The organism is Acinetobacter sp. RF15B (assembly GCF_007558235.1).
GTDB classification, from domain to species: Bacteria; Pseudomonadota; Gammaproteobacteria; order Pseudomonadales; family Moraxellaceae; genus Acinetobacter; species Acinetobacter lwoffii_C.
In genome coordinates this window covers 1-11,853 of the sequence record NZ_VLSR01000012.1, presented here as the reverse complement: position 1 = coordinate 11,853, position 11,853 = coordinate 1, and the positions used below count along the sequence as shown (strand labels likewise).

Annotated in this window: 8 protein-coding genes and 2 pseudogenes; 6 read left to right on the top strand and 4 right to left on the bottom strand. The window is 44.5% G+C overall.

The window, feature by feature from the left end; genetic code table 11:
- Positions 1-38: 38 nt before the first annotated feature.
- Entirely contained in the window at positions 39-2,261 is a 2,223-nt protein-coding gene (locus E2K74_RS10045; RefSeq protein WP_151207368.1) for a primosomal protein N', read from the bottom strand.
- A gap of 150 nt (positions 2,262-2,411) precedes the next feature.
- Between E2K74_RS10045 and gspF the strand changes: the two genes are divergently transcribed.
- From gspF to E2K74_RS10030, 3 genes are all read left to right on the top strand, one after another.
- Positions 2,412-3,617 carry a type II secretion system inner membrane protein GspF gene (gene gspF, locus E2K74_RS10040; RefSeq protein ID WP_151204799.1) on the top strand — a complete coding sequence of 402 codons (1,206 nt, stop codon included), beginning with the start codon at positions 2,412-2,414 and terminating at the stop codon, positions 3,615-3,617.
- Positions 3,618-3,696: 79 nt separating this feature from the next.
- Positions 3,697-4,164: a type II secretion system major pseudopilin GspG gene (gspG, locus tag E2K74_RS10035; RefSeq protein WP_413773048.1), complete on the top strand. Its 468-nt coding sequence runs from the start codon at positions 3,697-3,699 to the stop codon at positions 4,162-4,164.
- 284 nt (positions 4,165-4,448) lie between these two features.
- Positions 4,449-4,784, top strand: a complete 336-nt coding sequence (locus E2K74_RS10030) for a hypothetical protein (RefSeq protein ID WP_151207366.1) — start codon at positions 4,449-4,451, stop codon at positions 4,782-4,784.
- Positions 4,785-4,840: 56 nt separating this feature from the next.
- Here E2K74_RS10030 and lnt read toward each other — a convergent pair whose 3' ends face one another.
- Both lnt and E2K74_RS10020 read right to left on the bottom strand, forming a co-directional pair.
- Positions 4,841-6,400: an apolipoprotein N-acyltransferase gene (lnt, locus tag E2K74_RS10025; RefSeq protein ID WP_151204797.1), complete on the bottom strand. Its 1,560-nt coding sequence runs from the start codon at positions 6,398-6,400 to the stop codon at positions 4,841-4,843.
- A complete protein-coding gene (locus E2K74_RS10020; RefSeq protein WP_151204796.1) occupies positions 6,397-7,236 on the bottom strand; it encodes an HlyC/CorC family transporter in 840 nt (279 codons plus the stop codon). Before E2K74_RS10020 ends, lnt begins: the two co-directional genes overlap by 4 nt.
- A 201-nt stretch (positions 7,237-7,437) precedes the next feature.
- On the opposite strand from E2K74_RS10020, the gene tusA reads away from it, so the two are divergent.
- From tusA to E2K74_RS10005, 3 genes and pseudogenes are all read left to right on the top strand, one after another.
- Positions 7,438-7,695 carry a sulfurtransferase TusA gene (gene tusA, locus E2K74_RS10015; RefSeq protein ID WP_151204795.1) on the top strand — a complete coding sequence of 86 codons (258 nt, stop codon included), beginning with the start codon at positions 7,438-7,440 and terminating at the stop codon, positions 7,693-7,695.
- Between the two features lie 248 nt (positions 7,696-7,943).
- Positions 7,944-10,729 (top strand): annotated as a pseudogene (locus tag E2K74_RS10010) (type VI secretion system Vgr family protein).
- A 10-nt stretch (positions 10,730-10,739) separates the two neighbouring features.
- Positions 10,740-11,729, top strand: coding sequence for a hypothetical protein (locus E2K74_RS10005; protein ID WP_151207364.1), 990 nt, complete (start codon positions 10,740-10,742; stop codon positions 11,727-11,729).
- Between the two features lie 17 nt (positions 11,730-11,746).
- Here E2K74_RS10005 and E2K74_RS10000 read toward each other — a convergent pair.
- Positions 11,747-11,853: pseudogene (locus tag E2K74_RS10000) on the bottom strand (IS5/IS1182 family transposase); the annotation flags it as partial.

Here is an 11,853-nt window from a genome sequence, read left to right as displayed (position 1 = left end):
CGCTTGAGCTTTCATTTATACAGACAGCTTCAATGGTCTTAACTGAGTTCCTGCGGATCAATATCCAGGGTCAGTTTCATGCTGGAAGGCTTTTCCTGCAACAGGTTCTGCCACCAGCTCCTGACATAATAATGCAAACGGGCACGATCTACAGACAGCAGGACCATATGTGATTGATAGCGTCCGGCCTTACGTTCCATAGGAGCAGGAATCGGCCCCCAGATATCCAGTACCAGATCAGGATATTGCCTGAGTAGGGCCGCATGTTTCTGTAAGAATTCAGTATTTTGTGCCTGATCTCTGGATTCACAGCGGATCAGCACGGCATAACGAAACGGTGGCATCTGGGCAATTTGTCGTTCGGTTAACGTCTGCTTGGCGAAAGCGCGGTAGTTTTCATTGACCAGCGTATTCAGTAAGGCATGATCCGGTCTGAGCGTCTGTAAATAGACATCGCCCTTATGCTCACCACGTCCTGCCCGTCCTGCCACCTGGATGATCAGCTGTGCAGTACGTTCAGTGGCCCGGAAATCGACACTGAGCAAACCGGAATCAATATCCAGAATGGCGACCAGCGTGACATAAGGAAAATGATGTCCCTTGGCCAGCATCTGGGTGCCAAGCAAAATAGCCGGCTCGCTTTTTTGTATCTTGTCATAGATTTTTTGCCAGCTGCCCACCCGGCTGGTGGAATCCCGGTCGACCCGGATCACTTCAGAATCGGGAAAAAGCTCATTCAGATGTTCTTCAACCTTGCCGGTGCCCATGCCTAAAGTCACCAGCTCGGTATGCTGGCACTGCGGACATTGTTCAGGTAGACGATGAATGGTGCCACAGTGATGACAGTGCAAATGTTGATACGGTTGGCGGTGTACAGTGAAATTGGCATCACAATGGGGACATTGGGCCTGCCAGCCACAACTACCACAGATCAGTACCGGGGCATAGCCCCGACGATTAAGAAAGACCAGCACCTGCTCTTTTTTAGCCAGGCGTTTTTTAATTTCCTGAATCAGGTGCAGACTGATGCCATGCTGTTTTTGGGCGACTTTTAAATCCAGAATATGGATTTTGGGCATTAAGGCGCTGCCAGCACGTTGATTGAGTTCCAGCACCTGCATTTTGCCTTGCTGAACCAGCGCATAACTGTCAATACTGGGGGTTGCTGAACCCAGAATCACCGGACATTGCTGTAAATGTCCCCGATACAGTGCAACATCACGGGCGTGATAGCGAAAACCTTCCTGTTGTTTAAAGGACAGATCGTGTTCTTCATCCAGAATGATAAGGCCCAGATTCGGCATTGGCGTATAAATGGCGGAACGTGTGCCCAGTATGATCGAAGCTTTACCAGTTTCAGCGGCCTGCCAGGCTTGCAAACGCTTGCTGTCATTCAGCCCGGAGTGTAGCAGGGCAATATGACAATGAAAACGGGACTGAAAGCGGCTAATCGTTTGGGGGGTAAGGCCAATTTCGGGCACCAGCACCAGCACCTGCTGGCCTTGCTTCAGCACTTGCTGCATAACCTGCAAATAAACCTCAGTTTTTCCGCTTCCAGTTAGGCCATCCAGTAAAAAAGCCTGATATTTCTTGCAGTATTTGAGGATTTGCTGAATCGCATGCTTTTGTTCAGGATTGGCTGTCAGTGGCATCTGTGCCAGCTGCATCGGCTGAGGACTGAAATCCTGCTGCTCCAGTACACAGCAACAAATGCCTTTTTTTTCCAGGGCTTTTAATGTGGCGGTTTCAATCCCGGCCAGATTGAGTACATTTTCAGTCGTACCGACCGGATGCAGTTTTAAAATCCGGTAAGCTTCCTGCTGTTTTTCAGAGCGGCGAATTTTGGCTTCGGCCTCATGCTCTAGAAGCTTCCAGGTCCGGGCCAGCAGATTGTAGGGTTTTCCCTGACGCAATAATGTCGGCAGCGCGGTCTGGATCACTTCACCGATCGGGAATTGATAATATTGTGCGGACCATGTCAACAAACTTAAAACTTTAGCATCTAAAATGGCGCGTTCATCCAGGAGCTCCGTAATCGACTTAAGCTTGAAACTGGGATCAATCGGCGCATCCAGCGGCAGCTTTTCGGTAATCACACCGACCAGATTCTGCCGGCCAAAGGAAACCGCTACCCGGGCACCGACTTCGGCCTGTTGATATTGTTCCTGACTTAAACTGTAGTCAAAACAATCAAACAGACGTACCGGTACCGCAACGCGAACACGGTGAACAGGTACAGAAGGGGGAGCAGAATTCGGCATAATGATGAAAGAGGTCCTGATGAAATTTCGTCGTGCTCAAAGTTCAGTTGTGTTAGAGTGAGCGGATAATTTATATGAAAGAATATGAATGATTTCGGTGGTCTGACGCAACCGCGTTAAGCAAAAATTTTGGAAAATTAGAGCATTACAATGCCTGCATATCAGTTTATTGCGCTTGATGCTTCAGGAAAGCAGCAAAAGGGCGTGCTTGAGGGAGATTCTGCACGCCAGATCCGGCAGCAGCTTAGAGATCAGGCACTGGTTCCGGTCTCTGTCGATCCGGTCGAGAAAAAAGACCAGCACTATCAGCGTAAATGGTTTGAAAAAAGTATCACAGCCTATGATCTGGCCTTGATGACCCGGCAATTAGCCGTGTTGGTGGCGGCTGCCATTCCGCTGGAAGAAGCCATTCGTGCCGTTGGCAAACAAAGTGAAAAAGTCCATGTGCAAAACCTGCTGATGTCGGTGCGCTCCAAAGTGCTGGAAGGACATAGCCTGGCTCAGGCCTTACAGCAGTCGGGACGTTTTCCTGAACTGTATACCGCGACGATTGCCGCCGGGGAGCGCTCCGGACATTTGGATCTGATTCTGGATCAACTGGCAGATTATACGGAAAACCGTTTCGCCATGCAGAAAAAAATTCAGGGTGCCATGATCTACCCGATTATTCTGCTGTTGATGTCTTTTGCGATTGTGATGGGTTTGATGACCTATGTGGTGCCGGATATCGTCAAGACTTTTGACCAGAGTAAGGATGCCTTGCCGTGGATTACTGTCGCTTTAATGAAAGCCAGTGATTTTATCCGGATTGCCTGGCCATTTTTACTGATAGGCAGTATCACCAGTTTCTTCCTGCTGGTACGTTTTTTAAGAAGCACCGCCGGGCATTATGCCTTTGACCGCCTGACCTTAAAGTTGCCCTTGTTTGGAAAATTATCCCGGGGCATTAATGCAGCGCGTTTTGCCAGTACCTTATCCATTTTGACCCAGTCCGGTGTGCCGCTGGTCGATGCTTTGCGGATTGGTGCAGCCGTCAGTAACAACTGGGTGATCCGTGATGCGGTAAATCTGGCCGCTGAAAAAGTCACCGAAGGCGGCAACCTGGCAACCCAGCTGGATCGCAGTGGTTATTTTCCACCGATGATGGTACAAATGATCAAAAGTGGTGAAGCCTCGGGTGAACTGGACCGGATGCTGGATCGGGCTTCCCAGATGCAGGACCGTGAAGTCACGACCCTGATCTCAACCTTGCTGGCTTTACTGGAACCGCTGATGTTGGTGCTGATGGCCAGTATTGTTTTGGTGATTGTGATTGCAGTGATGCTGCCCATTGTAAATATGAATAATATGATTTAAACAGAAACCGGTTAAAATTTTCAGGTGCTTGACCTGAAGCCGAATATTCTGAACGATATAAACACATGCGAGAGATTAAATGAAAAGGAATCTGAACCAGAGACAAGGTCTTCCAAATATGATGCGAATGAAGAGGGCTGCAGGTTTTACCCTGATTGAAGTCATGGTGGTGATTGTGATTCTGGGAGTGCTGGCAGCACTGATTGTACCGAATGTGATGGGGCGGGGTGAAAAAGCCAAGGTCGATACAACCGTCATCAAACTGCAAAGTATTGCAGGTGCACTGGATCAATATAAGCTCGATAATGGTAAATATCCAAGTATGCAGGACGGGGGGCTGGATGCTCTGGTGAATCAGCCGGCAACTGCAAAAAACTGGCTACCGGGCGGTTATGTTAAAGGGGGCTATCCAAAAGACAGTTGGGAAAATGAACTGCAATATGTGATGCCGGGAACCGAGGGCCGTGCTTTTGATCTGTACTCATTTGGGGCAGATGGTCAGGCCGGTGGGGATGGAACGGATAGCGATATTTATTATCAGCCTTAATCGAGAATCATTATAAATTCTCACTGAATGGAATATATCACTTCACTTTATCGCTTATCTTTGTATTCAGTGAAGTGATAATAGGTATTAATTATAAAATATAATATAAGTTTTTGAAAAATATATAAATTAAGTAATAGAAACGATATGCGAGTTATAATAAGAATTATTCCCATGTTTATCTATTACAATTCTCGTAAGATATGAATAAAGCTACACTTTCTATTTATTTGAAAAAGCTCATAATGCTCTGAAAGGCACCTGACTCGCCAACGGAGAAACATATGAAAGCATTTATCTTGAAAGATGAAATCAACCAATTTCACTGGTTGATGCTGAAATCTGTTCTTCTGGTTTTAAGCATGTTGCCGGTCAGTCAGGGAATCGTTCATTTATGGCAGAACACCGAAGGTAGCAGCCAGATTATAGTAGCTTTCTTTGCCATCAGTGTGATGAGCAGTTTAATCGCTCTCTGTTTCTGGTCAGCATTAAATGTGAGTGTTATTCGCATTCAGGCCGAGCAAAGCTCAGCATTTGAACAGGCAGTCGTTTACATTTATCGTCATGTACCGATGCTCACTCTGGCCAGTATGATCTCTTATTTGGCGACTCAACTCTAAATACTGAAAACAAAAAACCGGGACTATAGTCCCGGTTTTTTGTTTTCTCTTTTCAATTACCGTCTCGACTTGAAGCTGACATCTACCTTACGCGGACGGAAACGCCAGCCGACTAGCAATAGCAGAGCTGAGAAGATCATGACAGGCCAATCGCTGAGTTTCGTATACAGGGTTTGGCCCTGCATGGCTGGAAGTTCACCCCGTAATATGGCTTCCTGATCCATTGGGGCTTTTTTCACAATATGCCCCTTGTGATCAATAAACGCAGTTACCCCGGTATTGGTGGCACGAATAAACCAGCGGCCATTTTCTTTGGCCCGCATTTGTACCATCTGTAAATGCTGCAATGGGCCGGCTGTGCCGGTAAACCAGGCATCATTTGAAACAGTGACCAGAAAATCGCTCTGGCTGGCATTACGACGGGTTAAATTGGGATAAGCCACTTCATAACAGATGGCTGAACCCAGATGCTGATTTTTCACATTCAGCGGCTGCTGGTTATCAGCACCACGTGAGAAACCACTCATAGACGGGTCATTTTGCAGGCCAGGCAAAACCCAGCTTAACCAGCCGGAGAGGGGGATATATTCACCAAACGGCACCAGACGCTGTTTCTTATAAAGCCCGCTAGACTCCTCACCTGTGGCCATAATACTGTTATAGTATTTTGGATAGCCTGCTGTCTTGGACTCTTCCAGATCCCAGTACGGGATTCCAGTAATCCATGCTGTACCTGACTTTTCTGCCTGTACTTTCATGGACTCTAAAAATTCCTGAATATCGGTCTGGAACATGGGAATTGAGGACTCAGGCCAGACAATCAGATCACGTCCCCATTCGGTTTTGCTCAGATTGGCATAGATCAGCAGGGTTTTAACCTGATATTCGGTTAACCATTTCAGATCCTGAGGAATATTGCCTTGAATCAGGGAAACCGTTAAAGGCTTCTGATTTTTTTGCTCGACAAAGCTCAGTTGTGCTGCGCCCCATGCACCCAATAACAAGATGGCTGAAGGAATAGCCCAGAAAAAGCGTTTGTTCAGAATTTCGACCAGCGCACATGCCAGAACGATGACCACAAACGACACCCCGAATACCCCAAATAATGGCGCATAGGCATCCAGATAACGCTCGGTAAAGGCATAGCCGACAAAGAGCCACGGAAAACCGGTAAATACCCAGGTTTTTGCCCATTCAAAAAGTACCCACAGTGGGGCAAACGTGAGCGGGGTTTCCGGGAAAAAACGGCGATAAACAAAGGTCTGAACCGCTGTAAATAAACCCATGACCATGGCCATGATCAGGATCATGACTAGACTCATAACCGCGCTGGTATCACCATAGACATGGATAGAGGTATATAGCCAGAACGCTCCCACAAACCAGAGGCCGATTCCATAAGCCCAGCCGATACCGAATGCTTGTTTGGCACTACGTCCGCGTACACAGGCATAGAGCAGTGCCGGGGACAAAATGGCCAGCCACCAGTAATGATAAGGTGCCAATGCTAAGCTGAATATGGCTCCTGCAAACAGGGCAATCAATAATGGATAAATCAGAGGTAATGGTTTTTGTGGCGATGAAGTATGCATTAACTTGTCAAAAGACGCTCTCATTGGCGTACTGCTCGAATCAGATGAATAGAACGAGAATCTGCTGCAAGAATGGTAAATTGCCAGTTATCCAGTTCAATCACCTGACCTTCCAGATCACTTACCAGACCAATTTCCTGTAGCAATAATCCGCCCATGGTTTCCACTTCATCATCTGAGAACTGGGTATCCAGCATCGTATTAAAATACTCGATCGGGGTCAGCGCCTGAACAATCCAGGTGTTGGCAGTCGCTGGATCTTGATCTGGTACGATATATTGTGATTCTTCATCCGCATTGTCATGCTCATCTTCAATTTCGCCGACAATTTCTTCCAGAATATCTTCTAGGGTCACCAGACCAGAGGTGGTGCCATATTCGTCGATGACGATGGCAATATGAGTCTGGGTATTTTTCAGCATACGCAGAAGCTGATCCGAACGCGCACTTTCTGGTACAAACAGCGGCTGGCGCATCAACGCACGGATATCCACTTTTGCAGATGGCTCGGTCAAAAACGGCAATAAATCCTTGGCCAGCAGAATACCCACCACATTATCCGGCTGATCCGATGAAAAGACAGGGAAACGTGAGTGTGCGGACTCCACCAGAACATGCAGAATATCCAGCAACTCATCATCTTCTTGCAAGCTGATCATGGATGTTCTCGGCGTCATGACCTCGCGAACTTTGGTTGCAGGCAGATCAAGAACGCCTTCAAGCATGGCAACAGTATCGGGTTCTAAAAATCGACGTGAATCTTGTACTAGTTTTAGCAGTTCGTCGCGAGTTTCGGGTGCAGTTCCCAGCCATTTACGTAAGCCGCGCATACCCCACGACGGGCCTGATTCCTCGTGCATGATCTTTCCTAAAGACTCTTAATATCTAAAAAAACGTGATTTTATCATACCGCAGAAAATACACTTGTCTATTGTAATTGTGCTGTAAAATCCTGATCAGATGGGTCAACAAGTATTTCACCGTACGACTAAAACCGGATGCTGCAATGCCGGGGGCACTTTATGCTAAAATAGTCCGATTTTAAACTCCTGAGTCTGCCCATGTCTGAAGCTGAAATGACGCCTAGCTTGCAATTAAATACCCGAGGTCTGCGCTGTCCCGAGCCGGTAATGATGCTGCATCAGGCGATCCGTAAATCCAAAGCCGGTGATGTGATTGAAGTTTTTGCAACGGATAATTCAACGTCTTGGGATATTCCAAAGTTCTGTATGCATCTGGGGCATGAATTGTTGTTGCAGGAAGAGCGTTTAGATGAAAATGGCAATAAAGAGTTTCATTATCTGGTGAAGAAAGGCTAATTGAGTTTAGGCAGGTGAACTTGATCATTTGCCTTTTCTATTTAAGTACATACAGGTTCTACAGCTGCGTAAACCTCTGCATTTAAAATAGAAAACCTGCTTGAACTAAAACAAGAAGAGTTAAATAAAGATTTTTTACCTTCAAGCTCAACTCATAAGGAAAGCAAATAAACAGGTCAGATAAAACAGGCTAGGCTTAATCAATTAAATTCATTATAATGCCGAAAAAATAGTCATAAAAATTAAAAATGATAAGAATTTCTATTGCTCAGGTACTTGAACAATTGGGTTTAAGTGCGCAGAAACGTGCTTTACATGTTCAATTTTCTCATCCGCAACTCAATACAGAAGTTTTCCTGCAACGCATTGATGGTCAGCATGTTCTGAATCGGGGCGTGAAGGTTGAACTCATCTGTCTATCTACCAATGCCTTGATCCCGCTAAAAAGTTTATAGGCACACAGGTCGCCGTCGATCAGGTGACAGATCAGGGGCAACTGTTTCGCAGTTCAGGGATTATCACCCAGGCTGCTCAGGGGCAAAGTGATGGAGCCTTAACGCTTTATAAACTGACTCTAGAAGATGCAACCTCGCTCTGGCATAAGCGCCGTAATAGCCGCGTATTTATGGACAAAAATGTCCGTGAGATTACTGAAGTTATCTTTAAAGAATGGCAGAGTAAAAGTCCATTATTTGCAGCGGCACTTAAGCTAGATTTATCCGGTTTGCAGCAGACTTATGATGTGCGTCCTTTTAGCATGCAGTCGAATGAAACCGACTATGATTTTTTAACCCGTTTATGGCGCAGTGAAGGGATTAACTGGCTGATTGATGAGTCTGAGCTGATGGTCGTGCATTCTTCTGCACCGATTGCAGCGCAAAAGCTCAGACTGATTGATGACAATCGCCACTATCAGGCACTACGTCGCCGGGCAGTCCGTTTTCATCGTTCCAGTGCGACAGAGCAGGCGGACAGCATTACCAGCTTTATTGCCGAACGGCAGTTACAGCCAACCGCTGTCCATATCCAGCGCTGGCATGCCGATCGCCTGAGTCAGGAAGAAGGCGCCGGTTCAGTACAAAGCAAGCATCAGCATAGCCAGATGCAGAACAATGCCAGTCTGGGACTGGAACAAGCCTGGCATATTAGTCCAGCATGGGCGACCGACCTTCAGCAGGAAGATCAGGCCACCCCAGCCTCAGCTGCACAAATCGAGAAGGTCAACCAGAACTTACAACATTTTTATGCTGCACAGGCCAAGCAATTTCTAGCGACATCGACGGTGCGTGATGCTCAGGTCGGCTACTGGTTCAGACTCGATCAGCATCCTGAAATTGACCAGCATGAGGCGGCAGATAAAGAATTTTTAATCATCTTCAAACACTTCTATAACCAGAATAATTTGCCGAAAGACCTGAATGCACAGGTCAGTGCGTTAATCCAGCAAAGCCACTGGCAGGTGACAGCAGTTAAGGATGCTGATGAGCGGCAGGCTAATCAGCTGGTATTACAACGTCGCAATATTCCCGTCGTGCCTGAATATCAACCTATATTGCATCGACCCCAAGCCTATCCGCAACGGGCAAAAGTCGTCGGGCCAGCAGGGGAGGAAATTCATGTCGATAAATGGGGGCGAATCAAAATCCGTTTTCTATTTACCCGTTCGGATGACCATGTTCATGACAGTGGCGCAGGTAGTAATGACAGCGATACCGATTCAGCCTGGGTGGATGTTCTGACCCCGTGGGCAGGTGAAGGTTATGGGGTCCGTTTCTTGCCACGCATTGGTGAAATTGTGGTGATTGACTTTTTTGATGGCAATATTGACCGACCTTTTGTAGTAGGCCGAATTCATGAAGGTCAACGTTCAGCGACCAGATTTGATCAGAAAGGACAGCTACCAGAGACTAAAAAACTCAGTGGTATTCGTTCACAAGAAGTGCAGGGGCAAGGTTTTAACCAGCTGCGTTTTGATGATACCACCGGGCAGATCAGCGCACAGTTGCACAGCAGTCATGCGGCCAGTCAGCTCAATCTGGGTAATTTGAGTCATCCGAAAGAACAGGCTGAAAGTGAAGGACGGGGTGAAGGCTTTGAATTGCGTACTGACCAATGGGGCGCAATTCGTGCCGGTGAAGGTTTATTGATCTCGACTCATAAACAGCAAGCTGCAGATGGCTCACATATGAATGCTGAACCGGCAAAAAACCAGCTGGAATCAGGTCTACAGGCGAGTCAAGCTCTAAGTGAGGTGGCTAAAAATCAGCAAACTGATCCGCTAGAAATCTTTGAGAATTTAAAAAGCTTTATTGAGCAAATTGAACAAAAGGATCAAGACAAAGCAGCTGCCTTTAAACAGGCGATTATGATTCTGTCAGCCCCACAATCCATTGCGCTGAGTGCCCAGCAGGATATTCATTTATCTGCAGATGGCCAGATCAGCCATCAGGCAGCCGACAGTATTAACCTGAGTTCACAAAAATATATTATTGGCCATGCCGCTTCAAAAATAAGTTTATTTGCCGCTCAAGATGGTTTAAGGGCATATGCAGCCAAAGGAAAGATAGAAATCCAAGCACAAGACGATGCAGTGGATATTATTGCGCGTAAAGCTGTCAAAGTGATCTCCACTGAAGATCAGATCGAAATTACTGCAGCCAAAAAGATTGTACTAACCGCGGGCGGGTCACAGATTGAAATCAGTAGCGCTGGGATCTTATCAAACACCGGTGGCAAGTTTGAGGTAAAGGCGGGGCAGCATTTATTTAAAAATAGTGAAAAAATTTCTCAAAAATTTCCTATATTACCAATCATTGATAATTCTTATATTTTGGAATATCAGGTTAAAAACAAAGAAAAAACTCCTTTAATAAATACACCATATATTTTAATAGATGAAGATGGGTGTTTACAAAAAGGAATAACTGACTCTGAAGGTTTTATGAAAATTAAAAGAACAGGCTCTTCCCAAAAAATTATTACAAGAGTGTTAATAAATGAGGTTGAAGAAGCCCAAGATGCAAAAAAGATATAGGATTAATTAAATGTCTATAAAATATTCTAGATTAGAATTTAAAGTTTACCCTCCTTTAAAATTAAAAGACTTAACTTATAAGTTTATGGTCAGTAACCCTCTTACTAAAAAAACTATATTTACATATGAAGGAGAATTTGATGATAAAGGTTTTACTAAGTGGTTTCATATATATTCTCCACAAAACACCTTAATATATCTAATTTTTTATCGAAATGAAGTTATTCAAAAAATAGCAGTAAAAGCTTATTCTCAGCCTAATAATTGGAGTTTTTTTGATTTTAAAACAACCGTAGAACAAACACAAAAAGAAAAGAAAAATATTAGAGAGATTTATCTTAATAATGCAGAAGTAGCATGGTATTTAATAAAGAAAAAGGAAAAATTAATTAATTGGTCTAAACGAATATTCAAGCAGCCTCTAATAAAATCTGACTGGGAAATTCTTAAAAAAAATAACCCTCATATATTAGATCTATCATCTACAAGTACACTTGAACCAGGCCAGATTATAGTTTTATCGAATACAACGACAGCTAATGAAATTTCTGACTATAAAAAATATGCTGAAGAAGCACAAGATAATTTAAATCAAATGAAAAAAGATAAAAATTTCGATGCGGAATTTTTCGCTCAAAATTATGAGTTTTTATATGATGCTCTACAATCTCAGGAAACAAAAATTACGAATCAAAATATCTTTAAGAATAATGAGCATCCTTTAGTATATAAAAATGAAAACATATCTAATAGTTCCCATATAGCATGGGGAGCTGCTATAAAAACAGGTATAGATGGAGCATTGAATTTTTCTGAGGGATCCATACAAAGAATACATAAAATCCATGGAGAACTGGCATTAAAAATGTCAGAAGAAAAAGCGAAAGGTTCCTCTTTAGCAAATCCAAAAAACTTTAAGGCATTTAGAAAAAGGTATGCTCATTTATATAATGAACTCGATAAGGAATTTGCTAAAAATTTTTTTAAATGGGATCAATAGACCTCTTGCGAAAGTCCTTATTGCGAGTTTATTCGGTTTACTAATGCAGCGATTAAATTAATGCGTAAGCCGAATCTTTTCCGTCTATTTCGATAGCGCTCACTCAATATTCTAAATGTTTTCA